Here is a 25923-nt window from a genome sequence, read left to right on the forward strand (position 1 = left end):
GATATGTTCGTCATGACGATCGACCAAAAAGACAGCAGGAACAGTGCCGACCGGGTGCCGGAACTGCTGGACCTCCTCGGAACGCTGGATCTGGATCTCCCGTTTGAACGCACCGTGGGGGATGAGGTGCAGGGCGTCACCTCATCGGCCGGCACTGTGGTGGATGCCGCCCTGCTGGCCCTTCGCCAGGGCGGTTGGTCCGTCGGGATCGGCGTGGGCGAGGTCAGCCTTCCGCTGCCCGCGTCATCCCGGGAAGCCGGGGGAGATGCCTTCGTCGCCGCGCGTGACGCCGTCGAACGTGCCAAAAAGACCGGCGACCGTCCGCCCCTGGCCGTCGCATCGGCGGGCACGGGGCCCGGCGCGGCCCCGGAAACCGTTGCCGCAGTGGCGCAGGCTGAAGCGGTCCTGATCCTGATTGCCCGGCTGGTCTGCGGCCGGAGTCCGGCCGAGTGGCGCATCCTGGAACACGTCGAACCGCATAAATGGGGAGCCAAGACAGAAGCAGCACGTATGCTCGGGGTCAGTCCCCAGGCCGTCAGCAATGCCGTCCGGCGTTCCGGCTGGCAGGAAGAGTGGGCCGCCCGTCCCGCCGCAGCGGTGCTCCTGGAGCGCGCCGACCGGGCTGCCGGCGGAAACCAAAGCTGACCCGGGGTACCAAAGGGGGAGGAACGGAATGGACGTCTTGTGGATCGTGCTCGGACTGGCGGCCGCCGCCGCCGGGGGATGGCCCCTCACCTCGGGTGTCCTGAAACTGGCGCGGGCCGTCGAAGCGGGGCGCCCCGGCCTGGATCCGTCCAGCGACCCCGCTGCTGACCAGGTCCGGGACCCAGCAGGAGCCGCCGTGCATCCGCTGCCGCCCCTTCCGCCCCGGCCGCCCATGCCCGCGGGGCCGGTGATCCTGCGGGGCGGGCTGGTGATCGGTTTCCTGGAACGGCTTGCCGTCGCCGCTGCCGTCCTCGCTGACGAACCGGTCGCCATCGCGTACGTCGTGGCCGTCAAAGGCCTGGGCCGGTACGCCGAGCTGAAGGAAACACCGGCCGCGGCCGAACGCTTCATCATCGGCACGCTCACGTCCATGCTGTGGGCCGTGGGGGTTGCCGCAGCAGTCCGCGTGGCACTGCTGCAGGGCTGAATCCCTTAGGGTGGAATTCATGAGTATTTTTGCCGTTGAGTACGTGTACGACGCCGAGTCCGCAGAGCTGCGCGCGCAGCACCGTCCGGCCCACCGCGAGTGGCTTGCAGCCCTCGTGGAAGAAGGCAGGGTCCTGGCCAGCGGACCGTTTGCCGACGGCGCCGGCGCCCTGCTGATCTTCACGGCGGAGAGCGAAGAAGACCTGAACAACCTGCTGAAGCAGGATCCCCTGGCAGCCGGCGGGGGCATCTCGGGGCTGAAGACCACCGAATGGCAGCCCGTTACCGGCGCTTTCTCGCACCTGGCGTCCTAAGCCCAGAGTGATATTCGCTCCGCTGCCCGCGCACCGTGCGCGGGCAGGTGGATAATAGGGAAGGCGCCCCTGCGCGCCGTTCACAGACTAATACTTGCCCCTTGGGCACATGGAGGAAGCTTTGACCTCGGTCAACCTTGGAATGCCAGCAGCACCGCCGCCCGTCCTCGCTCCGAGGCGCAAGACCCGCCAGATCAAGGTGGGCTCCGTCGGCGTCGGGTCGGACTTTCCGGTCAGTGTCCAGTCGATGACCACGACTCCGACCACCGACATCAATGCGACGCTGCAGCAGATCGCTGAGCTGACGGCGTCGGGCTGCGATATCGTGCGGGTTGCCTGCCCCAGCGCCGACGACGCTGCCGCCCTGCCGATCATTGCCAAGAAGTCGCAGATCCCGGTCATCGCCGATATCCACTTCCAGCCCAAGTATGTTTATGCGGCGATCGAGGCCGGCTGTGCCGCGGTCCGCGTGAACCCGGGCAACATCCGGAAGTTCGATGACCAGGTCAAGCAGATCGCCAACGAGGCCAAGGCCGCAGGCGTCTCGATCCGGATCGGCGTCAATGCCGGTTCCCTGGATCCCCGCCTGATGGCGAAGTACGGCAAGGCCACTCCGGAAGCCCTGGTGGAATCCGCCGTGTGGGAAGCCTCGCTCTTCGAAGAGCACGACTTCCACGACTTCAAGATTTCCGTCAAGCACAACGACCCGGTGGTCATGGTCCGCGCGTATGAGCTGCTGGCCGAGCGCGGCGACTGGCCCCTGCACCTGGGCGTGACCGAAGCCGGGCCCGCCTTCCAGGGAACGATCAAGTCCGCGACCGCCTTTGGCGCACTGCTCTCCAAGGGCATCGGCGACACCATCCGCGTGTCCCTCTCCGCCCCTCCGGTGGAGGAAATCAAGGTCGGCAACCAGATCCTGCAGTCCCTGAACCTGCGTCCGCGCAAACTCGAAATCGTGTCCTGCCCCTCCTGCGGCCGTGCCCAGGTGGACGTCTATACGCTGGCCGAACAGGTCACCGCCGGACTCGAAGGCATGGAGGTCCCGCTGCGCGTCGCCGTCATGGGCTGTGTTGTCAACGGGCCGGGGGAAGCGCGCGAAGCTGATCTGGGTGTAGCCTCCGGTAACGGCAAGGGTCAGATTTTCGTCAAGGGCGAAGTCATCAAGACCGTTCCCGAAGACCAGATTGTGGAAACCCTTATCGAAGAAGCGATGAGGATCGCGGAGGATATGGGGGAGGCCGATGGCGAGGATGCTGGCACGGGTGGCCCCATGGTTACCGTCGGCTAAGGCCGGCTCTGAGATCCGCAGCGGGCACCAGACGGGCACGCTGCGGATCCTCTCTGCCGCGGACACCGCGGCCCTGACCGAACTCGCCGCAGCAGATGCCGTGGCGAACACATTCCTGCTCTCCCATCTGGAGACCGCCGGCACGGCCGCGCCCACCGCCTCGGGCGGCCAGATCCTGGGAGTGTTCGACGGCGGCGAGCTGGTTGCTGCGTGCTGGGCCGGCGTCAACGTGGTCCCCACGGGCGTGAGTGCCGACGTCGGCCCCGAGATCGGCGCCTACCTCGCCCGCACCGGGCGCAGGTTTTCTTCCCTCTTCGGCCCCGCTGAAGCCGTGCTGTCCCTCTGGTCCGAGCTGCGGCACACCTCCCCGCGGCCCTTCGATGTCCGCGCCGACCAGCCGCTGCTGGAAATCTCCGCTGCCTCCGATGTTCCGCCGGCCCCCGGGCTGCGCAAGGCACGCCCCTCGGACCTGGACCGGCTGCTTCCGGCCTGCACCGCGATGTTCGAGGAAGAAGTGGGCTATTCCCCGGTAGCCGGAGGCAGCCGCCACTACCGGCAACGTGTGCTTTCACTTATCCAAAAAGGACACTCGCTGGTGGAGTTCGACCCGTCAGGCGACGTGATCTTCAAGGCAGAACTCGGAACGGTCTCCAGCAGCGCCGTCCAGGTGCAGGGCGTCTGGATGAACCCGGCCTACCGCGGGCAGGGCCTGAGCGCGGGCTACATGTCCGCCGTCGTCCGGTACGCACAGGAACTTGCGCCGGTCACCAGCCTGTACGTGAACCATTACAACGCCCCCGCCCGGGCCACGTACGAAAGCGTGGGCTTCAAGCAGGTGGGTACGTTCGCCACCATCCTGTTCTGAGCGCAGCCGTACCGGGTGGCCCGTCCTTACGCTGCCGGTAGCCGGACCGTAGGGTGGAACAACCATGACACCGCTTCGTGCCGCTGCCTGCCTGCTGGCCGGGAGCCTGCTGGCCGGCAGCCAGCTGCTCACCGGCTGCACCGGCACGTCCGGCCCGGGGGAGCAGGACCCCTCGCCTGCCGGGACGGCTTCTTCCGGCAGCCAGCGTGGAACGTTCCCGGCCAGTACGGATGCCGGGACTCCGCGCAGCTCCACGGGTACCAGGACCGGACCCGCGGCCGGAACCGCCAGCCGGGAACCGGACTTTTCCCCGAACCGCCTGGAAGCCGCCGTTGCGTCGGTGAACGCGAACCTGGGACTCGGCGGCGAGATCCTCACCGGGGAGTCCCTTCGGGCAGCGTTTCCCGCCGGCTCACAGGCCGCGGAGGGTGTGACCTTTGACCCGGCCGCCTGTGCCGGGATCGCAGGCACTGACTCCGTCGCAGCAGTCCAGGACGCCTCCCTGGCAGGCCTGGCCTACGGCACCGCAGGCGAAGCGCCGACGGTGCTCAACGTCGCCGCCTACGCTGATGATTCCCTTCTGGACAGGCTGGAGTACATCGACGAGGCCGTCCTGACCGGCTGCGCCGAAGTGAAGATGTCAAAGGACGGCCAGCAGGTCACCATCACCAACACGCAGCTGGACGCCTCCACGGCCGCGGAGCAGACCCTTGCCCTGAACACCACCGTCAGCGGCGCCGGCAGCCAGACCCAGCTGGTGGTGGTCAGCGCGCGGACCGGCAGCGTTCGGATTGTCGTGTCGATGCCCGCGCCTGCCGATCCCCGGGCCGCAGTGCAGGAAGCAGCAGCCGTGATCGACGCCGTGCTCGAAAACCTGGGCCTGATCCTCCGCTAGGGCGCCCCCGCCACACTGCGCGCGTGTCAGGGAGACCCGGAGCAAGCGGCTAGATTAGTACGTAGAACTTCTTCCTTAGCGTGCAGCCTGCGGCTGCAGAAACGGATTCGACGCGTGGTCCTTCGACTTTCCACCCTTTTCCTGCGCACCCTGCGCGAAGACCCGGCCGACGCCGACGTCGCCAGCCACCGCCTGCTCGTCCGCGCCGGCTACATCCGCCGTGCCGCTCCCGGCATCTATTCGTGGCTGCCGCTGGGCCTGCGGGTGCTGGGCAAGGTGGAGACCATTATCCGCGAGGAAATGGCCGCCATCGGAGCCCAGGAAGTCCACTTCCCGGCGCTGCTGCCGCGTGAACCCTATGAGGCCTCCAACCGGTGGACCGAGTACGGCGACAACCTCTTCCGCCTCCAGGACCGCAAGGGTGCGGACTACCTGCTGGCACCGACCCACGAGGAGATGTTCACCCTCCTGGTCAAGGACCTGTACAGCTCCTACAAGGACCTGCCCGTCTCCCTGTTCCAGATCCAGAACAAGTACCGCGACGAAGCCCGTCCGCGGGCCGGCCTGCTCCGCGGCCGCGAGTTCATCATGAAGGACTCGTACTCCTTCGATATCGATGACGAAGGCCTGGAAGCCAGCTACCAGGCGCACCGCGGCGCCTACCTGCGCATCTTCGAGCGCCTGGGACTCGACGTCGTTGTGGTCTCCGCTGTCTCCGGTGCCATGGGCGGGTCCAAGAGCGAGGAATTCCTGCACCCGACGCCGGTAGGCGAGGACACCTACGTCCGCTCGGCCGGTGGCTACGCAGCCAACGTCGAAGCGGTCACCACCGTGGCACCGGAACCGGTTGACTACACGGACGCGCCCGCCGCGCAGGTAGTGGACACCCCGGACACCCCCACCATCGAGACGCTGGTGGCGGACGTCAACGCCCGCTTCCCGAAGGACGACGGCGAATGGACGGCGGCTGACACGCTGAAGAACGTGGTGCTTGCTGTGAGCCTGCCCACCGGAGAGCGGCAGATCGTCGTCGTCGGTGTTCCGGGCGACCGTGCCGTGGACCTCAAGCGGATCGAAGCCAACATCGGCGCGCACCTTGAGATCGGCGGCGAGCTGGGCATCGAAGCTGCCACCGAAGACGACCTGAAGAAGAACCCGGGACTGGTCAAGGGCTACATCGGCCCGGGCCTGTCCCTGGAAGAAGCCGTGCTGGGCACCGAATCGGCCACCGGCCTGCTGTACCTCGTTGACCCGCGCGTGGTTTCCGGAACCCGCTGGGTCACCGGCGCCAACGCGGCCGGAAAGCACGTGATCGGCCTGGTCGCCGGGCGGGACTTTACCTGGGACGGTGTCATTGAGGCCGTCGAGGTCCGCGAAGGCGACGAAGCTCCGGACGGTTCCGGACCCCTTGAAGCCGCCCGCGGCATCGAGATGGGCCACATCTTCCAGCTGGGCTGCAAGTACGCCGAAGCCCTGGGCCTGAAGGTCCTGGACAAGAACGGCAAGCTCGCCACCGTGACCATGGGTTCCTACGGCGTGGGAGTCACCCGAGCCGTTGCAGCGCTGGCCGAGTCCAACCGTGACGACAAGGGCATCATCTGGCCGCGCGCCGTCGCACCGGCAGACGTCCATGTAGTGGCAACTGGCCGCGGCGACGAGATTTTCGAGGCTGCAGCAAAGCTGTCCGAAGAGCTCGAAGCAGCCGGCCTGGAGGTCATCTACGATGACCGTCCCAAGGTTTCCCCGGGCGTGAAGTTCGGCGATGCGGAGCTGATCGGCGTTCCGACCATCCTGGTGGTTGGCCGCGGACTGGCCGACGGCGTCGTGGAGATCAAGGACCGCGCCACCGGCGAGGCAGAGAACGTCCCCGTTGCCGAAGCCGTGGAGTACGTGCTCCGCGCTGCCCGGTCCTGAGCACCTAAGTGGTCTCCGGGCTCGAGGAGATAACGCTCGCCACCATTCTTCTGGTAGTGGTGGCGGGCCTTGCAGCCGGGTGGGTCGACGCCGTTGTGGGCGGCGGCGGCCTGCTCCAGCTGCCCGCGCTTCTCCTCGTGCCCGGAATCACCCCGGTCGAGGCGCTGGCGACCAACAAGATGGGTTCCGTCTTCGGAACCACCACCAGCGCCGTGACGTACTACCGCCGTGCCCATCCGGACCTGAAGACGGCCCTGCCCATGGCCGGAGTCGCTCTGGCGGCCAGCTTTGGCGGAGCCGTCCTCGCGGCGTCACTGCCGGCGTCGGTGTTCAAACCCATCATTGTGGTGGCCCTGATCATGGTTGCCGTTTTCACCGCCACCAAGCCCACGGTGGGCGAGCTGACCAAGCTCCGGCATAGCGGGAACCGGCATTACTGGACCGCAGGGGCTATCGGTGCGGTGATCGGTTTCTATGACGGGCTGATCGGACCCGGCACGGGATCCTTCCTCATCATCGCGATGGTAACCCTCCTCGGGTACAACTTCCTGGCTGCCAGCGCGAAGGCCAAGATCGTGAACATGGCAACCAACATTGGCGCCCTGGCGTTCTTCCTGCCGCACGGTTCCCTGCTGTGGGGCCTGGGGCTGATCCTGGGACTGGCCAACATGACCGGCGGCTATATCGGCGCACGCATGGCCGTGAAGCAAGGCAGCAAGTTCATCCGGATCGTGTTCCTGGTGGTGGTCGGCGCGCTCATCATCAAACTGGGAACGGACGTCTGGATGGAGAACTTCAGCGGCTAGGCCCGCTGCATCAGGCCGCGGGAAGTTCCCAGACGGGCGGGAGCCCCGGGTGGCTGCGCCCCGCAAGCGCGGAGGCCACCCACACCGAGCGCTGCGCATCCCCATGCTGCCCCTCGCCCACATAATCCACCGCGTTGACGACTTCTCGGAGGATGCTCCATTCCCTGGCAGCGTCCGGATCAAGGCCGCCCGCGTCGCAAAGAAGGCGGAGCCGGTCCTGCAGTGACTGTTCCGGCGCCTCCGGGTCCAGGTCCTGGAGCCGGTTCCACAGCATGGGTGCGACGGCGTACTCGGGTTCCCCGAGGACTGCCTGGGGATCGATCGCCGCCCAGCCGCTGTGGGGCGCGAGCCGATGCAGGACGTTTTCGCAGTGCAGGTCAGCGTGCACCAGGACGTCCCGGTTCCAGCGGCGGCCGACGACGCCGCGGGTCTGGCAGACCTGGAGCGCCTCCTCCAGCAGCCAGCGTTCAAACGGCCGGCCCAGTGCCTCCCAATCCGCCGGCAGCTGATCGGAAAGCTGTTCCGCGTGTTCAGCGACGGACGGAACGGCTGCCCACAGCGGGTCATCGCCGGAGGGCAGGGATAACATACGGATCAGTCCGCCCCATACCTCCGCGGCCTGCTGCACGGGTACCCCCGCCAGGGTGGTTCCGGGATCCAGCCGCTCGAGCAACAGTGCCGTGCCTGCTGGATCCTGGGCAAGCAGCCGGACAGCGCCGGTACCGTTCCACAGCTGCAGGGCAGCCGCTTCCGTTGCGGACTCCGGGTGCGGGTACGGGAACTTCAGTACGGCCGGGGTCCCTCCGGCGGCGGAGCGCACCGGAACCACCAGCGCACCGTGTCCGTGCCAGCTGTGTGAAGCTGCGCCGGGGTCGGTGACCATGCCAAAGTCCACCAACGCGGTTTCCACGAGTTCCGGAAGCCCATCAAGCCATTCCCTGCCCTGCCGTGTCCGCACATAGCGCAGGCGCAGCGCCTCGGGTACGGTGACGGCGGCTGCCATGATGCCTCCCGGATGGGGGATGGGGATGGGGAAAGAAAACAAGGGCCGCATCAGCCGCGGCCATCAAACAAGAGTAGGGGCAGCAGCCCCGTGCGGCCAGTACACGGGTGTGCAGGTGCCGGGAGCCGGACGGTCAGCCGGCTGCCCAGGGCAGGCTGGCCGGGTCGGCCGTGATCCCCGGTGAAGCGGGAGGAAGGCGCGAATCGGAGTACGCAGCCAGGGAGGTCTGCACCAGTCTGTCGATGGCCCAGGACCGCAGGGCGCCGTCGCTGGAGCCGGCAAGGTCAGCGTAGATGCCGGGCAGTGCCGCTTCCATCGCGGACAGGCTTCCGGACGGGTCGGCGAAAAAATCCGCAGTGAGTGAGTAGGCAGGCAGCGGGCTGACTGCCGGGAGGCAAAGCGAAGGAAGGTGCCGTACGCCATCCTCGCCCGCCTTAAGATGGGCGGCACGGTGTTCGGCGGCGGTTTGTCCCAGCACGGCGATCGACCTCCCGCCCTGGGCCTGCGCCACTTCGTAGGCATAAACGGCGCCGAACTCGGCGTCCAGCACTGCACGGAGTGACTCAGCTGCCCCGGGACGGTCACGCAGCTGGGTGCGGTCGGAAGCAGCGTCGCTGTTGGTGCACCGCGCAGCACTCTCCTCGAGGACCGGCGTCCAGCCGGATTCCTGCAGCGGTTCGCTGTTTTCGCCCAGGACGTCTGCTGCCCGCTGGGCCAGCAGCAATTGTCCGGCGCCAACGGAGGCCAGGAGCCGGGCGGTTCCGTAGTCGGCCCGTCCCGCCGCTTCCAGGTTGGTCCTCGCCGCTGCCTGCAGTGCCTGCACATACGTGACGGGCGATTCGCCGGAGCTCCCTGCGTCGGCGGGGGCGCCGGCCTGACGTGCGGTTCCACCGGGGCCGGACAGGAGCAGCGCCTGCTCCGTCAGTGTCTGGGCCTGCAGCTTCATCTCTGCGGCTGCCGGCGCGGGCACCGCCAAACCGGTGGCATCCGCGGCCAAAACCCGTGCAGTGGCGAACGCCTCATTGAGGGCCTGCTCTGAAAAGGTGCGCGGCCGGTCAGCTTCGGCACGGGTCCCTGCCGTGAGCCCGAAACTAGCAACGACGCAGGCCAGAAGGGCAAGCAGCACGGTACGCCGGAGAACACCGGCAGCTGCGGCAGCCCGGGAGGGGCGCGCTGCGGCGGTGTTCAGGGGCGAAGGGCGCTTATTCACAACAGTCGATCATGTCACGAACCGGGTCCCGGCTGCACCGGTGACTCGGGCACTTGGGAAAGTCGGTAGGCTAGGAGCTACAACAACATCTAGTGGGAGGCAGTAATGGCGGGTCGGACCAGCCCCAAAAAAGACACGTCGTCGGACTACCGCAAGAACGCACAGCGTGCAGAGATCGCGGCAGAGACGCAGCGGCTCACCGCATACCTTGCTCCCACTGTCGCCTCCGAAGGACTCTTCCTGGAGGAAATCGAGATTAGGCTGGCCGGCGCCCACCGTACCGTCCATGTCATCGTGGACCTTCCCGAAACGGAAACCGGAGGGGTCAGCCTCGACCGCATTGCGGACATTTCCCGCGTCCTCTCGGATGCCATGGATGAGGACCCGAACGACGACGGACGTCCGTACAGCCTGGAAGTTTCTTCCCCGGGAGTCTCGCGTCCGCTGACCGAGCCCCGGCACTGGCGGAGGAACACCGGCCGGATGGTGACCGTATTCCCGCTGCGCGGCGATGCCGTGACGGGCCGCCTGGTGGAGACCGATGCCGAGGGCATCACCCTGATTCCGGAACTGCCCGTGAAGAAGGGCATGAAAGCCAAACAGGGCGAGAAGACGCACCTGGCCTTTAGCGACATCGCCAAGGGGAGGGTCGAAATCGAATTCGCCCATCTCGAGGATGAACCGGCAGGCGAAGACGCCGATGAATTTGAAAGCACAGCCGAGGAGGCCTAAATGGATATTGATATGAGTGCGCTGAGGCTGCTGGAAGCGGAACGCGAGATCCCGCTGGACAAGCTGATTCCGACGATTGAGCAGGCGCTGCTTGTCGCCTATCACAAGACGACGGGATCGCAGGAGACCGCCCGCGCCGAACTCGACCGCAAGTCCGGCCACGTCACCATCTGGGCGACGGAGGTCGATGACGACGGCGAGGCAGTGGGAGAATTCGACGACACTCCCGCAGGCTTCGGCCGGATTGCGGCCAGCACCGCGCGCCAGATCATCCTGCAGCGCCTGCGCGACGTGGAGGATGACAACATTCTCGGTGAGTTCAAGGGCCGCGAAGGCGAGCTCGTCTCAGGCCAGATCCAGCAGGGCAACAATCCCCACATGATCCAGGTCAACCTTGGCTCGGTCGAGGCGCTCCTGCCTCCCACGGAGCAGGTCCCGGGCGAGAAGTACCTGCACGGCTCACGCCTGCGTGCGTTCGTCGTCGACGTCCGCCGGGGTTTCAAGGGCCCGTCGATCACGCTTTCGCGTTCCCACCCCGGCCTGGTGCGCAAGCTGTTCGAACTCGAGGTGCCGGAAATCGCCGACGGTTCGGTGGAGATCGTTGCCCTGGCCCGTGAGGCCGGACACCGGACCAAGATTGCGGTCCAGGCCAACGTGGCCGGCGTCAACGCCAAGGGTGCCTGCATCGGTGAGATGGGTTCCCGTGTCCGCGCCGTCATGACCGAACTGCACGACGAGAAAATCGACATCGTCGACTTCAGCGAGGACCCGGCGACGTTCATCGCCAACGCCCTCTCGCCGTCGCGCGTGAACTCCGTCACCATCACCGACGCCGACACCCGCTCGGCCCGCGTCGTCGTGCCGGACTACCAGCTGTCCCTGGCTATCGGCAAGGAAGGGCAGAATGCCCGCCTCGCCGCCAAGCTCACCGGGTGGCGGATCGACATTGTCTCCGACGCAAAGTCGGCCTGATACTCCCGCCCGGGAAACCGGATGCGGGCATGAGAAGAGAAAAGCGGTAGAATGTTCATGGCCGGGTCACCGTCCGCCTTCCAGCAACCGCAGCAGCCCGAGGAATCGGTGCGGCCTGCGGCAGGATCAGTGCATGTTCCCCAACGGACATGCATTGGTTGCCGGAAGAAAGATGACCAGGCTGCTTTGATGCGGCTGGCGCTTGAATCGAAGGAAGGCACACGTGCCGTCCAGGTCGATGAAAGCCGCCGTATGTCTGGCCGGGGTGCCTGGTTGCATCCCGAGGCAGCATGCCTCGCAACGGCTGTAAAACGCAGGGCCTTTGGCCGCGCCTTCCGGGCGCAGGTTGATATCTCGGCGCTGGAGCAGTGGTTCGAAGCTCAAGAGGCTGGTTCCGACCCGGAGCTACCTCGAAACCGTCCAACCTGAAAGCGGGTCAGAAATCTGATGGAAACCCGATGAGTACCCAGCGATGAGTACTTTGTTGTGCTCTGTGATGGGCCCTGCTGCACCCGCAGCGGAAGCCCGCAGCAAATAGACGGTTCGTGCCTGGCTCGGTGCGGACCGAGACAGGAGAAATGTGGCCAAGGTCCGCGTACACGAGCTCGCCAAAGAGCTCGGCATTACCTCGAAGGATGCAGTTGCAAAACTGCAGGAACTGGGCGAATTCGTCCGGTCGGCATCCTCGACAATCGAAGCACCCGTAGTTAAGAAGCTTCGCGGGGCATTCCCCGACGCCGCTGCCAAGCCGGCAGCATCCAAGCCCGCAGCACAGACCGGCTCTGCGCCGCGTCCGGCAGCTCCCGCAGCCCCGGCTGCGCCTGCTCCCGCGGCACCCAAGGCTGAGGCTCCGGCCGCTGCCGAAAAGCCGGCAGCTCCGGCTCCGGCCGAAAAGCCGGCAGCTCCGGCTCCGGCCGCTCCCGCCGCCCCCAAGCCGGCTGCAGAAACGCCTGCTGCGAAGCCTGCCTCGCCGGCTCCCGCAGCCGAAGAGAAGCCCGCAGCACCGGCTGAATCTTCCTCCGCCCCGCGTCCGGGTGCCCCGCGCCCCGGAGCTGGTGGACCCCGTCCGGGCAACAACCCCTTTGCTACTTCCCAGGGCATGCCCCGTCCCCGCGGCCGCGGCGACGGCGAGCGTGGCCAGGGCGGTGCTCCGCGTCCGGGCAACAATCCCTTCGCGCCTTCCCAGGGCATGCCCCGTCCGGGCCAGCGCCGTGACGACGCCGAACGCACCGGTGCTCCCGGCGCAGGCGGTCCCCGTCCGGCAGCCGGTGCAGGCGGTCCCCGTCCGGGCGCACCGCGTCCCGGCGGCGCGCCCCGTCCGGGTGCTCCCCGTCCCGGCGGCGCTCCGCGTCCGGCCGGTGCCGGCGGAAACCGTCCGACTCCGGGCATGATGCCCAACCGCACCGAGCGTCCCGCAGCCCCGGCCCGTCCGGGTGCAGGCGGACCGCGCCGCGGACCCGGCGGAGCGCCGGGTGCAGGCGGCGGCGCTCCCGTTGGCGGCGGTTTCGGCAAGGGCGGCCGCGGACGCGGCGGCACTGCCGGTGCCTTCGGCAAGGGTGGCGCAGGACGCGGCAAGCAGCGCAAGTCGAAGCGTGCAAAGCGGCAGGAACTGGAGCAGATGTCAGCTCCGTCGCTGGGTGGCGTTTCGGTACCCCGCGGCGACGGCAACACTGTTGTCCGGCTGCGCCGCGGCGCGTCCATCACGGACTTTGCCGACAAGATTGAGGCGAACCCCGCAGCACTGGTTACCGTGCTGTTCCACCTCGGCGAAATGGCGACTGCCACGCAGTCGCTCGACGAAGAAACGTTCGGCGTCCTGGGCGAGGAACTTGGTTACAAGATCCAGGTTGTCTCTCCGGAAGACGAAGAGCGCGAGCTGCTCAGCAGCTTCGATATCGACTTCGAGGCCGAGCTGGAAGCCGAAGGCGACGACGACCTCGAGGCACGTCCTCCGGTAGTCACCGTCATGGGTCACGTTGACCACGGTAAAACCCGCCTGCTGGACGCCATCCGTAACACGAAGGTTGTCGAAGGCGAAGCCGGCGGCATCACCCAGCACATCGGTGCCTACCAGATCGCTTTCGATCACGAGGGCACCGAGCGGGCCATCACCTTCATCGATACCCCGGGCCACGAGGCGTTCACCGCCATGCGTGCCCGTGGTGCGAAGGTCACCGACATTGCCGTACTGGTTGTGGCAGCGGACGACGGCGTGATGCCGCAGACCGTTGAAGCCCTCAACCACGCACAGGCAGCAAACGTGCCGATCGTGGTAGCCGTGAACAAGATCGACAAGGAAGGCGCCAACCCGGAGAAGGTCCGCGGCCAGCTGACCGAGTACGGCCTGGTTCCGGAAGAATACGGTGGCGACACCATGTTCGTTGAGGTCTCTGCCCGCCAGAACCTGAACATCGACGCCCTGCTCGAGGCCGTGCTGCTCACCGCAGACGCTGCCCTGGACATGCGCGCCAACCCGGACAAGGACGCACGCGGCATCGCGATCGAAGCGAACCTGGACAAGGGCCGCGGCGCTGTTGCAACCGTGCTGGTCCAGTCCGGAACGCTGAAGGTCGGAGACACGATCGTGGCGGGAACGGCCCACGGCCGCGTCCGTGCCATGTTCGACGAGAACGGCGACAACGTCACCGAAGCCGGACCGTCGCGTCCGGTCCAGGTACTGGGCCTCTCGAACGTCCCGCGTGCAGGCGATACCTTCTTCGTGACCGACGATGAGCGTACTGCCCGCCAGATCGCCGAGAAGCGTGAAGCTGCAGACCGCAACGCAGCCCTGGCCAAGCGCCGCAAGCGCATCAGCCTTGAGGACTTCGACCAGGCTGTTGCCGATGGAAAGGTTGACACCCTCAACCTCATCCTCAAGGGCGACGTGTCCGGTGCTGTGGAAGCCCTGGAAGACTCCCTGCTCAAGATCGACGTCGGGGACGGCGTGCAGCTGCGCGTTATCCACCGCGGCGTTGGTGCCATCACGCAGAACGACGTCAACCTGGCGACCGTGGACAACGCGATCATCATCGGCTTCAACGTCAAGCCTGCCGAGCGCGTGGCCGACCTGGCCGAGCGTGAAGGCGTGGACATGCGCTTCTACTCCGTCATCTACGCAGCAATCGATGACATTGAGCTGGCCCTCAAGGGCATGCTCAAGCCGGAGTACGAGGAAGTTCAGCTCGGTACCGCCGAGGTCCGCGAAGTCTTCCGCTCCTCCAAGTTCGGCAACATTGCCGGCTCGATCGTGCGCTCCGGCATCATCCGCCGTAACGCCAAGGCACGGGTCACCCGCGACGGCAAGGTCATCGGTGAAAACCTCACCGTCGACTCGCTCAAGCGGTTCAAGGACGACGCCACCGAGGTCCGCACAGACTTCGAATGTGGTATCGGCCTGGGCTCGTTCAACGACGTCAAGGAAGGCGACATCATCGAGACCTTCGAGATGCGCGAGAAGCCGCGGGTCTAGTCCCACGGCCAGGGGCCGCCGGATTCCGGCGGCCCCTGCCCGGGGCAGTTTGCCCCGGTATTCCGCCGGAAGCCGCAGGGGAGACCCTGCGGTTTGCGGCATTCCAGCGCCCGACGGCGGTCCCTTCCGGCCGCAGTCCGGCGAACCCACGGTTTAATAAGGAGAGGTAATGGCAGATCCAGCACGCGCTGCGAAACTCGCTGACCGCATCAAAGTGGTAGTTGCACAGGCGCTCGAGCGGCGGATCAAGGATCCCCGGCTGGGATTCGTGACCATCACCGACGCACGGGTCACCAACGACCTGCAGCACGCTACCGTCTACTACACCGTCTTCGGCGATGAGGCCCAGCAGGCTGACACCAAGGCGGCCCTGGACTCTGCGCGCGGGATCCTGCGTGCGGAGGTAGGCAAGAACATCACGGTCCGCCTCACGCCGACCCTGGAGTTCGTTGCCGACGAAATCCCGGTCAACGCCAGCCACCTCGAAGAGCTGATCCGCGAAGCGAAGAAGCGCGACGAAGAGCTGGCAGCGCTGAAGCAGGGCGCCCAGTACGCCGGTGACCCCGATCCGTACCGCAAGGACGAAGAGGACGACGAAGAAGACCTGCAGGACGCGCCTGCCGAGGATTCGGACGCGCGCAGCTAGGCATCAGGACACACAGAAGGAGCGGCACCGCCACGGTGGCCGCTCCTTCTGCGTTCCCGGCACAGGACTAGTCGTTGTTCGGCTCTGCCGGTGCCCCGTCCGGCTCCGCCAGCCCGCGGGGGTCGCCGCCGCTGGTGAGCTGGATCCTTATCACCTTCCCGTCGAAGACTGGCGGCGGCGCATTCGGATCAGTGGGTTCGCCCGGCTCCGGGAAACCCCCGGGGGGAATGGCATCTGTACTCGCGTACAGCGCCGAGCCCCGCAGTTCAACGTCGGCCGGAGCAACAACCTCCAGGAATGGCTGGGCAGTAGTGGTCCCGCGTGGAATCACCGAGATCCGGTTCGCGAAAAGTTCTGCAACGTAGATGTCGCCGCGGGCGCTGACTGCGATCCCGGTGGGGGTCACCAGGCCCGTGGCGGCGAGTTCAACCGCACCTGTGCGCAGGTTCACGGTGTAAATGGAACCGGGTCCGCCGGGTCCGCCGGGAAGGGTTGCCACATAGAGCCTTCCGTCGCCTCCCATGGCCATGTCAGTAGGGACCGGTTCTGCGAAGTACTCATGGCCCACGGTGCAGGCCGGCAGCCGGTTTTCGGTAGCTGACTGCGCAGTGATCGGCGACGCCGCCGGCGGGAGGACAGCGACAGTGGACGTCTCGCCGCTGCGCTCGGAGACCTTGAGGATCGCGTTCGCTCCGGCGTCGGCGACGAGGATGCCGCCGCGGATCCGCATGGTGTCATAGGGATGGGAGTCCTGAACGCCCGTGTAGCCGTTCGGAATCATCGGATCGATTTGGGCCAGGCACTCAGCATCGAGGTCCCGGAACCCGTAGGTATTGACCTGGTCCGGGTTGGCCCTGCGTTCATACTCCGCCAGATCGGTGATGGTCCGGATATTTCCCCGCCGGTCCACCGAGCGGAGCAGCGCGACGTTGTTTTCCGGGACGCCAAGCCCCTCACCGGTGGTCAGCGTGTAGTAGGTAGTGCCGCGGGAGCGTGACACTGCGTCCGCAGCGTAGTCCTTGATCCCCGGGTCAAGCGTGGTGAGTCCGCCGCCCTGGCCGACGCGCACGACGCTCCCGGCTATGGACTGCGCGACGTCGACAGACCGGCCGCTTCCCAGTGCGATGCGCAGCGGGGTGATGAGGCCGGTGGCGACCGTGGTGATTTCGCCGGCCACCGGGGGCTGCGGAGAAGGATGATGCCCCCGGTAGCCGGCCGCGGCGGGTGGTGCCCCCGCCAGACCTGCCAGCAGTGCTGTTGCTGCCGTCAACGACAGCAGCGATGGTGTGCGTTTCTTCATGGCTTCCTCCGTGGAATAGGTGCTGCCGGGATGTGGCTCAATGCGAGACTCACCCGGCGCGGAACCCCTAAACCGTTCCCCCATGCCGAAGAAGTCACAGACTAGGCAGGGGGTGGTGGTGTGTAAACGCGAAGTTGGGAGGAAACTGTGCCCAGCTGTTAAAAGCCGGAAACCCCGGAGGCTAATCCTTGGCGGGGAGCCGGCCCAGGCCTTCCACCAGGTCGGCGCCCGGGCCGCAGAGCGCGATCCGGACCCAGCCTTCGCCAAACGATCCGAAAGCAGTTCCCGGAGCCAGGGCGACGCCGGATTCCGCCAGGAACCTGCGGGTCCACCCACGGATGTCCCCGCCGGAAGCATGCGAAAGATCGGCCCAGAGATAGAAGGCGCCCTGCGCCGGCAGGAACGGTATCCCCTTCTCGATCAGTACCGCAGTCGCAGCGTCCCGGTTGCGGCGGTAATGCGCACCGGCCTCACGGACGTAGTCCTGCGGGCCGGTCAGGGCAGCGAGGGCTGCGTACTGGGACGGGGAAGCCACGCAGGAAACGATGGATTCCATGACGGTGCTCATCCGGGCTTCCAGTCCCGGGGGCGTCACCAAGGCGCCGATTCGAAGACCCGTCAGGCCGTAGGTCTTGGACAGGGTGTAGGAGGTAACGACCCGTTCTCCGCCCCCGTCAAAGGCCAGCGGGGACACATGGGGAACGTCGTAAGTGAAAGCCTCGTAGCACTCGTCCGAGATAATCCAGAGATCCCTCTGCCGGGCCAGTTCCACCAGGTCGCGGGTGAGGTCCGCACTGAAGACAGAGCCCAGCGGGTTGGACGGCGAATTCAGCAGCAGCACCCGGGAGCTGGGAGTGATCTTGGCCTCAATGTCCTCGATCCTGGGCTGGAAGCCGTTTTCCGGGTGCAGCGGATAGTCGACAGGCACGGCATGGAGCAGGCGGGCTGTCATGGCGAACGTAGGGTAGCCCGGATTCGGAATCAATATCTCGTCTCCGGCGTCGAGCAGCAGGCTCATCGCCAGGTGCAGGCCCTGCTGAGCGCCGGCCGTTACGAACACCCGGGACGGATCCACCACGGTCTCCGTCTGTGTGCCGACCTGCTCGGCGAAGGCCGTCCGCAGGGGAGCGATACCTGCGTTGGGTGTGTAGCCGGTCTCATCCCGGGCGAGGGTCTGCTGTGCGGCCTCAAGGATGTGGGGCGGAGTCGGGAACCCCGGCTCTCCGATGCTGAGGACAATCGAGTTCGGTGTTGCCCAGGCAGCCTGCGTGATTTCACGGATCTGGTTCGGGTCGACGGTACGCACGTGGGAGGCAAGCTGGGGCATATCCGCATGCTACCGCCGGTTGCCGCTTCCGGCGTGTTGGCGCGGCCGCAGGGAGTGCAGCCGGGGCGCAGGCGCCAGGCACGCCCTGACCGGCGCATATACTGGAAGGCGTGAATTCCGGGCAGGTCCGTTCAGGACTGATAATTGTGGACAAACCGCAGGGATGGACCAGCCATGACGTGGTGGGCCGCCTGCGCAGGCTGGCCGGCACCCGGAAGGTGGGCCACGCCGGAACCCTGGACCCCATGGCTACAGGAGTCCTGGTGGTCGGCATCAACAAGGCCACCCGGCTGCTGACCTACATCGTGGGCACTACCAAGACCTACGAAGCCACCATTCGGCTGGGCCAGTCCACTGTCACTGACGACGCCGAAGGCGAAGTGACCGCAGAGACGATTGCCGCGGCTGTCACCGACGAAGAAATCGAGGCTGCCGTCGCAGCCCTCACCGGCGACATCCAGCAGGTTCCCAGCAGTGTCAGCGCCATCAAGGTCAACGGTGAACGCTCCTACGCGCGGGTCCGCGCCGGCGGCGAGGTCAACCTCCCCGCCCGCCCGGTGACCGTTTCCCGCTTCGAGATTCACGGCATCCGGCGCGAACACGGCGGCAAACTGCGCGACGTCGATGTCACCGTTGAATGCTCTTCCGGAACCTATATCCGTGCCCTCGCCCGTGACCTCGGTGCCGCGCTGGGCGTCGGCGGGCACCTGACAGCGCTGCGGCGCACCGCCGTCGGGCCCTACTCCGCTGACCAGGCCTCCACGCTGGAGCAGCTGGCGGAAGACCTTCGGCTCCTTGAGCTCAATGATGCGGCCCGGGCGCTGTTCCCCGTGCGTGAGCTCAGCGCCGGAGAAGCGGAGGACATCTCGCATGGACGCAGGATCGATCCTTCCGGATTCCCGGCGGGTAACGGAGAGCCTGTCCCTGTCGCGGCGTTCGCACCGGACGGCGAACTCATCGGCCTGCTGGCGGACAAGGCCGACACAGCCCGGGCCCTGCTGGTCTTTGCCCCTGGAAATGAGAGGGCCTAAGTGCTCATCGACCCCCTGTTCCTTGTCGGCACGGTTGTCTGCCTGGTCTCCACGGTCCTCTGCGTCGGTGCGGCCATCCTGCGGCATGGACCCAACGACCTCACGATCCTCTCCGCGGCCGCCGTCGAACTGTTCCTGATTGTCTACGCGATTGCGGCCGTGATCCGCCAGACCGGCGGAGAGACCCTGAACGGACCCGCATGGGAATTCTGGGGGTACCTGCTGACGGCTGCCGTCATCCCGATCGGCGCCGTCTGGTGGTCGTTGATGGACCGGTCGCGATGGAGCAACCTGGTCCTGGGAGCAGTCGGAGTCACCGTGTTCGTCATGCTGTTCCGGATGGAGCAGATTTGGGATGGAGTCCAGCTCGGATGAAAAAACTGATTAAGCCCAAGCCCGCTGCAGACCCGGCAGCGCCGGCTGCGCGCAACACGGGGCCGGGGCGGCTCATCGTCGCCGTCTATGGCGTCTTCGCCCTGGCGGCATCGGCACGGGCGGCCTTCCAGATCGCCACCAAGTTCGACGAGGCCCCGGTGGCGTACCTGCTGTCCGCCTTCGCAGCAGCGGTCTACATCGTCGCAACCCTTTCACTGGCCCGGTCCGGGGAAACCTCCTACAAGGTCTCCGTCGCCGCCGTCGGGATCGAGATGGCTGGAGTTGTTGCTGTGGGACTTCTTGGCCTGCTTGACCCGGCCGCGCTCCCGGATGACACTGTCTGGTCAGGTTTTGGCCAGGGCTACGGATTTGTGCCGCTCGTGCTGCCCATTCTTGGACTGTGGTGGCTTTACCGGCACAGGAACCGCCAACACGCCTAGCTGCCGGGTCACCAACAGGTCCGCCCCGGCCCGTGAGACGATGTGAAAAACCGTGCCGGCGCCTCAACGCGGGCACGGTGAACCGCGATCCCATCAGGGGGCAACCATGACAACGCCAACTCCGGGACCGGCTGAGCAGTCCCACGGCACCGGCGGCAGCCGGAAATCCACCCCGGGCGGGCAGTCCACCCCGGGTACCGGCAGGTTTTCCAGGCGAAGCAAAGGCAAAGCGGCCGCGTCCGATGCAGGCCGTCAGCCGGCTGCGAGGACCTGGAAGAGCTCAGATGACTGGGGCGTTTTCCGGACCGTTGTCATCGCCGTCGGCGTCCTGATCGCCGGAATCGGCATTTATTACCTGGTTACCGGAACGGCAGGAGTGGCTGAGACCAGCGGGGGAGCGGTCAATGCGTCGCTGGAGAGCCAGTTCCGCTTCTTTTCGGCCATGATGGTCGGCGTCGGAGCTGCCTTCGTGGCAATAGCCATCAAGTTCCAGTGGGCGAACATGCTTTGGCTGGTCTGCCTCATGGTCTTCCTCGGCGGAATCGGACGCGTTCTTTCCTGGGCCTTTTCCGGCACCCCGCACTTCACGCTGATCATCCTGATGATCCTGGAGCTGGCCTTCCCGCCGGCCCTGCTTGTCTGGCACCGCTTCATCGCCAAGACCAGCGCGCTGAAGAGCGAGATCCACCGGGGCCGGGCCGGCGGAGAGGGCTCCGCGCCGGCCGGTGCGTGAAGGATGCTTGTTTTCCGCCATAATGGATGAAGCCTTCTGTGCAGCACCTGCTGCCCGAGGCGCATTCATGGCAGGCATTTCTCGCTGGTAAGGAGCTCGGGTGTATTACTGGAATGACCTTGCGGAGGTGCCGTCCGACCTTGGTCCGACAGTAGTGACGATCGGCAACTTCGATGGCGTCCACCTGGGCCACCAGCACGTCCTTGCCCGCCTCGTGAAGGCCGCCCGCGATCATGACGCGGCGGCCGTCGCCCTGTCCTTCGACCCCCATCCGGCTGCGGTCCACCGGCCGGAAAGCGCTCCCGAGCTCATTATGGGACCCGCTGACCGGACAGAGGCGCTGGCTGAAGCCGGCCTCGATGGACTCCTGATGGTGCACTACGACCTTGACCTGGCATCGCTGACCGCCGAGGAATTCGTGCGGAAGTTCCTGGCCGAAGGCCTGCATGCCGTTGCCGTGGTCCTGGGGCACGACGCCCGCTTCGGCCGCGGGAACACCGGTGACCTGGACACTATGCGGGAGCTGGGTGCAGAACTGGGGTTCGACGTCGTCGCTGTCGATGACCTCGATGCCCTTCCCGAAGGTCCCGAAGACACGCAGGGGCGCCGTTGCTCCTCAACCTGGATCCGCGAAGCCCTGGCGGCAGGGGATGTCCGGACGGCCGCACGGCTGCTGGGCCGGACACACCGCATGCGCGGCGTGGTGGTACACGGGGCGGCGCGCGGCCGCGAACTGGGTTTTCCCACCGCCAACCTGGCACCCGAGTCGACAGGCCTTATTCCGGCGGACGGCATCTACGCCGGCTGGCTGGTCGATTCCGCCGGAACGCGGTGGCCTGCAGCAATATCCGTCGGTTCGAACCCGACGTTCGACGGCGTGAGCCGGCAGGTCGAGGCGCATGTCATCGACCGGCCCCAGGAAGCCGTTGAGGATTTCGACCTCTACGGCCAGTGCGTGGGAGTGGAGTTCGTGGAACGCCTGCGCGGCATGGTTGCCTACACCGGTCCGGAGGCGCTGATCGCCCAGATGCGGCTCGACGTCGCCCGGACTAGGGACGTCCTTTCGACAGAAGGCCCCGTGGCCGGGTAAACTGAGGGAAAATTCGGCTGCGGTCCGTGGCGGCTGAATTTCTTTGTGTCCATCGCTTCCATGCAGCGGGCACAGGGTTCCCGGCAGCGAAGTGCTGATTCGGGCCTCACGGCACAAATTGTAGGAGTTACATTGGCACTCGATCCCGCCGTCAAGCAGGCGATCATCAAGGAATTCGCACTCACCGAAGGTGACACCGGATCCCCCGAGGTTCAGGTTGCTGTTCTGTCCCGTCGTATTTCCGACCTGACCGAGCACCTGAAGACCCACAAGCACGACCACCACACCCGCCGCGGCCTGATGGCCCTGGTTGGTCGCCGTCGTCGTATGCTGGGTTACCTGCGCGAGACCGACATCACCCGTTACCGTGCGCTCATCGAGCGTCTCGGCCTGCGTCGATAGTCATGCTTTGAGGGCGGTGCCTGCGTACGCGCAGGGCCGCCCTTTCCGCAGCCGCGTCCCTGGGGCAGATATGGACACCGGAACCACCGGAAGCGCACCTGCCCGGAGCGCAGCAACCGCGGATCCCGCAGTACAGCAGTAAACACAAACACATACAGGAGTCAGCCAGCATCGCAGCATTCGCGGTCCTCGGTAGTGGTTTACGGGAAGTTTGGCCCGTGGACCTCGATCGAAGACCGGGTGTTGAGCCACTGCAGCCGCAGGAGTTCATGGGACGATGCTGGGTGCCTCCGCAAAGCAGAACGGAGGTGACTCTCTATGGAGGGTCCCGAAATCCAGTATTCAGAAGCCGTAATTGACAACGGCCGTTTCGGAAAGCGCGTTATCCGCTTCGAAACCGGCCGCCTGGCAGCCCAGGCTGCAGGTGCCGCGATGGTCTACATCGACGAAGACACCGCACTTCTCTCGGCCACCTCGGCCGGCAAGTCCCCGCGTGAGGGCTTTGACTTCTTCCCGCTGACCGTGGACGTCGAAGAGCGTATGTACGCCGCCGGCCGCATCCCGGGCTCGTTCTTCCGCCGCGAAGGCCGCCCGTCCACCGAAGCCATCCTGGCCTGCCGCCTGATGGACCGCCCGCTGCGCCCGGCATTCGTCAAGGGCCTGCGCAACGAGGTCCAGATCGTGGTCACCGTGCTGGCGATCAACCCCGACGTGCTCTACGACGTCGTGGCCATCAATGCTTCCTCCATGTCCACCCAGCTCTCGGGCCTGCCTTTCTCCGGCCCGATCGGCGGCGTCCGCGTTGCCCTGGTCGACGGCCAGTGGGTTGCCTTCCCGAAGCACTCCGAGCTGGAGCGCGCTGTCTTCTCCATGGTGGTTGCCGGCCGCATTGCCGGTGACGACGTCGCCATCATGATGGTTGAAGCCGAAGCCACGGACAACGCCTGGAACCTGATCAAGGAAGAGGGCGCCACCGCCCCGACCGAAGAGGTTGTGGCCGAGGGCCTCGAAGCCGCCAAGCCGTTCATCAAGGCACTGTGCGACGCGCAGGCCGACCTGGCAGCACGCGCCGCCAAGCCGACCGTTGAGTTCCCGCTGTTCCTGGACTACCAGGACGACGTCTACGAAGCCGTCGAGGCTGCTGCCGCTTCCAAGCTGGCTGAAATCTTCGCGATCGCTGACAAGCAGGAGCGCGACGCAGCCTCCGACGCTCTCAAGGACGAAGTCAAGGCTTCCCTGGCAGAGCGCTTCGAAGGCCGCGAGAACGAAGTTTCCGCTGCGTTCCGTGCCGTCACCAAGCAGGTTGTGCGCCAGCGCATCCTCAAGGACCAGATCCGCATCGACGGCCGCGGCCTGACGGACATCCGCCAGCTCACCGCCGAGGTTGAGGTTCTGCCCCGCGTCCACGGTTCGGCTATCTTCGAGCGCGGTGAAACCCAGATCCTGGGCGTCACCACGCTGAACATGCTGAAGATGGAACAGCAGATCGACTCCCTGTCGCCGGTAACGCGCAAGCGCTACATGCACAACTACAACTTCCCGCCGTACTCCACCGGTGAGACCGGCCGCGTGGGTTCGCCCAAGCGCCGCGAAATCGGCCACGGCGCCCTGGCAGAGCGCGCCCTCATGCCGGTGCTGCCGTCGCGTGAAGAATTCCCGTACGCCATCCGCCAGGTCTCCGAAGCCCTGAGCTCCAACGGCTCCACCTCGATGGGTTCGGTCTGCGCCTCGACGCTGTCCATGCTCAACGCCGGTGTTCCGCTGCGCGCTCCGGTTGCCGGCATCGCCATGGGCCTGGTTTCCGACCAGGTCGACGGCGAAACCCGCTACGCAGCCCTGACCGATATCCTCGGCGCCGAAGATGCCTTCGGTGACATGGACTTCAAGGTTGCCGGTACCTCCGAGTTCGTCACGGCCATCCAGCTGGACACCAAGCTCGACGGCATCCCCGCCTCGGTCCTGGCCGCCGCACTGAAGCAGGCCCGCGAAGCACGCCTGCACATCCTCGGCGTCATGGATGCTGCGATCGATACCCCGGATGAGCTCTCCGAGTTCGCTCCGCGGATCATCTCGGTCAAGATCCCCGTGGACAAGATCGGCGAGGTCATTGGCCCGAAGGGCAAGATGATCAACCAGATCCAGGAAGACACCGGCGCTGACATCTCGATTGAAGATGACGGCACGGTCCTGATCGGCGCCACGGACGGCACGTCCGCCGAGGCTGCCCGGGCCGCGATCAACGCGATCGCGAACCCGATGGTTCCGGAACTGGGCGAGCGCTACCTGGGCACAGTCGTGAAGACCACCACCTTCGGTGCCTTCATCTCCCTGACCCCGGGCAAGGACGGCCTGCTGCACATCTCCGAGCTGCGCAAGCTCTCGGGCGGCAAGCGCGTCGACAACGTTGATGACGTTGTCTCCGTCGGCCAGAAGATCCAGGTCGAAATCACCAAGATCGACGACCGCGGAAAGCTTTCCCTCTCGCCGGTTGTTGCGGAAGATGACGCCGAAGGCGAACTGGCTGCCGAGACAGCAGAGTAAATGCCTGAAAACATCACGGACAGCCGTTCCGGTGCGGGATATTCCCGCTCCGGGACGGTTGTCCCATTTCCACTGTCATCCAGGCCGGGCGATCCGGCCATTGAAATCGGCGACCCGGCAGGCGCCGTCGTCCGCCGTTCCGTGCTGCCCGGCGGAGTCCGCGTGCTCACCGAGTCCATGCCGGGCCAGCGCAGCGCCACGATTGGCTTCTGGGTCGGCGTAGGTTCGCGTGACGAAGCCGAAGGCCGGCACGGTTCCACCCACTTCCTTGAGCACCTGCTGTTCAAGGGCACGGAGCGCCGCAGCGCCATGGACATTGCCTCGGCCTTCGACGAGGTAGGAGGGGAATCCAACGCCGCGACGGCGAAGGAAACCACCTGCTACTACGCCCGCGTCCTGGACACCGACCTGCCCATGGCCATTGATGTCATCGCGGACATGGTCACCTCTGCCGTGCTGGATCCGGAGGAGCTCGAGCAGGAACGCGACGTCATCCTCGAGGAAATCGCGATGGACGCCGACGACCCGGCTGATCTCTGCCACGAGAAGTTCGCCGAGGCCGTACTGGGCGACCATCCGCTGGGCCGCCCGATCGGCGGCACGCCGGAAGCGATCAAGGCCGTTCCCCGGGAAGCCGTTGTGGAGCACTACCGCCGGCACTACCGTCCGGAAACCCTGGTGGTGACGGCCGCCGGCGGCCTGGAACATGAGGTTGTGGCCTCGCTGGTACTGGATGCCCTCAAGCGGGCCGGCTGGGAACTCGACCGGGGCGCTGTCCCCGCTCCCCGGCGGGAGACTGTTCCGGCGGAGATCACCGCCGGCGGCGGGGTGCAGGTCATCAACCGTCCGGTGGAGCAGGCCAACATTGTGCTGGGCTGCCCGTCGCTGACGGCTACGGACAGCCGCCGGTTCGCCATGAGCGTGCTGAACACCATCCTGGGCGGAGGAATGTCCTCGCGGCTGTTCCAGGAAATCCGGGAAAAGAGGGGACTGGTGTATTCCACCTACTCCTTCGCGGCGTCGTACACCGATGCCGGCTACTTCGGCATGTACGCAGGCTGCTCGCCGGCCAAGACCCGGCAGGTCATTGACCTGCTGCAGTCGGAGCTGGAGCGCCTGGCAGCGGACGGCGTTGAACCCGGTGAACTGGACCGTGCCGTGGGCCAGATTTCCGGGGGACTGGTGCTGGGCATGGAGGACACCGGTTCGCGGATGTCCCGCCTGGGCAGCGCTGAGCTGGTCCGCGGCGAGTACGTCGACATTGAAGCCTCCCTGGCCCGCATCCGTGCGGTCACGGGGGAGCAGGTCAAGGAGCTCGCAGCGGAACTGGCAGCAGCACCGCGGACGATCACCGTCGTCGGACCCTTCGAATCCGCGGCGGAACTCGGCTTCTAGCCCGCGCCCCCGTCCATCGAGAGGCCAGTTACGGCTCGTTTCAG

25 protein-coding genes are annotated in these 25923 nt (G+C 66.3%); 21 read left to right on the plus strand and 4 right to left on the minus strand.

The genetic code is table 11. The features are described from left to right. Positions 1-3 precede the first annotated feature (3 nt). From NF551_RS05840 to NF551_RS05875, 8 genes are all read left to right on the plus strand, one after another. Positions 4-645, plus strand: a complete 642-nt coding sequence (locus NF551_RS05840) for a MarR family transcriptional regulator (RefSeq protein ID WP_227894833.1) — start codon at positions 4-6, stop codon at positions 643-645. 28 nt (positions 646-673) lie between these two features. Next, on the plus strand, positions 674-1132 hold the full coding sequence (locus tag NF551_RS05845; protein WP_227894832.1) for a hypothetical protein: 459 nt from the start codon (positions 674-676) through the stop codon (positions 1130-1132). Between the two features lie 19 nt (positions 1133-1151). Further along, a complete protein-coding gene (locus NF551_RS05850) occupies positions 1152-1445 on the plus strand; it encodes a YciI family protein (protein WP_227894831.1) in 294 nt (97 codons plus the stop codon). A gap of 121 nt (positions 1446-1566) precedes the next feature. Further along, positions 1567-2733, plus strand: coding sequence for a flavodoxin-dependent (E)-4-hydroxy-3-methylbut-2-enyl-diphosphate synthase (gene ispG / locus NF551_RS05855; protein WP_227894830.1), 1167 nt, complete (start codon positions 1567-1569; stop codon positions 2731-2733). Next, positions 2708-3598: a GNAT family N-acetyltransferase gene (locus NF551_RS05860; RefSeq protein ID WP_423721361.1), complete on the plus strand. Its 891-nt coding sequence runs from the start codon at positions 2708-2710 to the stop codon at positions 3596-3598. Before ispG ends, NF551_RS05860 begins: the two co-directional genes overlap by 26 nt. Positions 3599-3662: 64 nt before the next feature. Next, complete coding sequence (locus NF551_RS05865) at positions 3663-4493, plus strand: hypothetical protein (RefSeq protein ID WP_227894829.1); 831 nt, start codon at positions 3663-3665, stop codon at positions 4491-4493. Positions 4494-4607: 114 nt separating this feature from the next. Further along, positions 4608-6407: a proline--tRNA ligase gene (locus NF551_RS05870; protein ID WP_227894828.1), complete on the plus strand. Its 1800-nt coding sequence runs from the start codon at positions 4608-4610 to the stop codon at positions 6405-6407. A gap of 8 nt (positions 6408-6415) precedes the next feature. After that, positions 6416-7213 carry a sulfite exporter TauE/SafE family protein gene (locus tag NF551_RS05875; protein ID WP_227894827.1) on the plus strand — a complete coding sequence of 266 codons (798 nt, stop codon included), beginning with the start codon at positions 6416-6418 and terminating at the stop codon, positions 7211-7213. 10 nt (positions 7214-7223) lie between these two features. Here the strand turns inward: NF551_RS05875 and NF551_RS05880 are convergent, their stop codons facing one another. After that, a complete protein-coding gene (locus tag NF551_RS05880) occupies positions 7224-8216 on the minus strand; it encodes an aminoglycoside phosphotransferase family protein (RefSeq protein ID WP_227894826.1) in 993 nt (330 codons plus the stop codon). A 133-nt stretch (positions 8217-8349) separates the two neighbouring features. Continuing rightward, the gene (locus tag NF551_RS05885; RefSeq protein ID WP_227894825.1) at positions 8350-9426 is read right to left on the minus strand and encodes a DUF4439 domain-containing protein; all 1077 of its coding nucleotides are present in this window, start codon (positions 9424-9426) and stop codon (positions 8350-8352) included. A gap of 105 nt (positions 9427-9531) precedes the next feature. On the opposite strand from NF551_RS05885, the gene rimP reads away from it, so the two are divergent. From rimP to rbfA, 5 genes are all read left to right on the plus strand, one after another. Next, the gene (gene rimP / locus NF551_RS05890) at positions 9532-10158 is read left to right on the plus strand and encodes a ribosome maturation factor RimP (protein ID WP_227894824.1); all 627 of its coding nucleotides are present in this window, start codon (positions 9532-9534) and stop codon (positions 10156-10158) included. Further along, positions 10159-11130, plus strand: coding sequence for a transcription termination factor NusA (nusA, locus tag NF551_RS05895; protein ID WP_227894823.1), 972 nt, complete (start codon positions 10159-10161; stop codon positions 11128-11130). It begins immediately after the preceding gene. A 189-nt stretch (positions 11131-11319) separates the two neighbouring features. After that, positions 11320-11559: a YlxR family protein gene (locus tag NF551_RS05900; RefSeq protein ID WP_229971778.1), complete on the plus strand. Its 240-nt coding sequence runs from the start codon at positions 11320-11322 to the stop codon at positions 11557-11559. 151 nt (positions 11560-11710) lie between these two features. Beyond that, a complete protein-coding gene (gene infB / locus NF551_RS05905) occupies positions 11711-14599 on the plus strand; it encodes a translation initiation factor IF-2 (protein WP_227894821.1) in 2889 nt (962 codons plus the stop codon). 169 nt (positions 14600-14768) lie between these two features. Further along, entirely contained in the window at positions 14769-15245 is a 477-nt protein-coding gene (gene rbfA, locus NF551_RS05910; RefSeq protein WP_227894820.1) for a 30S ribosome-binding factor RbfA, read from the plus strand. Between the two features lie 67 nt (positions 15246-15312). Here the strand turns inward: rbfA and NF551_RS05915 are convergent, their stop codons facing one another. Both NF551_RS05915 and NF551_RS05920 read right to left on the minus strand, forming a co-directional pair. Then, positions 15313-16545: a ScyD/ScyE family protein gene (locus tag NF551_RS05915; protein ID WP_227894819.1), complete on the minus strand. Its 1233-nt coding sequence runs from the start codon at positions 16543-16545 to the stop codon at positions 15313-15315. 181 nt (positions 16546-16726) lie between these two features. Further along, entirely contained in the window at positions 16727-17872 is a 1146-nt protein-coding gene (locus NF551_RS05920; RefSeq protein WP_227894818.1) for a pyridoxal phosphate-dependent aminotransferase, read from the minus strand. A 110-nt stretch (positions 17873-17982) separates the two neighbouring features. Here NF551_RS05920 and truB point away from each other — a divergent pair, with 110 nt between their 5' ends. The 8 genes from truB (at position 17983) to NF551_RS05960 (ending at position 25879) form a co-directional block, all read left to right on the plus strand. Next, positions 17983-18903 carry a tRNA pseudouridine(55) synthase TruB gene (gene truB / locus NF551_RS05925; RefSeq protein ID WP_227894817.1) on the plus strand — a complete coding sequence of 307 codons (921 nt, stop codon included), beginning with the start codon at positions 17983-17985 and terminating at the stop codon, positions 18901-18903. Beyond that, a complete protein-coding gene (locus NF551_RS05930; RefSeq protein WP_227894816.1) occupies positions 18904-19278 on the plus strand; it encodes a hypothetical protein in 375 nt (124 codons plus the stop codon). After that, on the plus strand, positions 19275-19718 hold the full coding sequence (locus NF551_RS05935; RefSeq protein WP_227894815.1) for a hypothetical protein: 444 nt from the start codon (positions 19275-19277) through the stop codon (positions 19716-19718). The genes NF551_RS05930 and NF551_RS05935 overlap by 4 nt, the downstream gene beginning before the upstream one ends. Before the next feature lie 106 nt (positions 19719-19824). Beyond that, positions 19825-20451, plus strand: a complete 627-nt coding sequence (locus NF551_RS05940; RefSeq protein ID WP_227894814.1) for a DUF4345 domain-containing protein — start codon at positions 19825-19827, stop codon at positions 20449-20451. A gap of 100 nt (positions 20452-20551) precedes the next feature. Then, positions 20552-21541, plus strand: a complete 990-nt coding sequence (locus tag NF551_RS05945; protein ID WP_227894813.1) for a bifunctional riboflavin kinase/FAD synthetase — start codon at positions 20552-20554, stop codon at positions 21539-21541. 132 nt (positions 21542-21673) lie between these two features. Next, positions 21674-21943, plus strand: a complete 270-nt coding sequence (gene rpsO / locus NF551_RS05950; RefSeq protein ID WP_055240444.1) for a 30S ribosomal protein S15 — start codon at positions 21674-21676, stop codon at positions 21941-21943. A 318-nt stretch (positions 21944-22261) separates the two neighbouring features. Beyond that, the gene (locus NF551_RS05955) at positions 22262-24484 is read left to right on the plus strand and encodes a polyribonucleotide nucleotidyltransferase (protein WP_227894812.1); all 2223 of its coding nucleotides are present in this window, start codon (positions 22262-22264) and stop codon (positions 24482-24484) included. Next, on the plus strand, positions 24485-25879 hold the full coding sequence (locus NF551_RS05960) for a M16 family metallopeptidase (protein WP_227894811.1): 1395 nt from the start codon (positions 24485-24487) through the stop codon (positions 25877-25879). It abuts the gene before it with no gap. Positions 25880-25923 lie beyond the last annotated feature (44 nt).

This window comes from Arthrobacter caoxuetaonis (assembly GCF_023921125.1).
GTDB lineage: Bacteria > Actinomycetota > Actinomycetes > Actinomycetales > Micrococcaceae > Arthrobacter_B > Arthrobacter_B caoxuetaonis.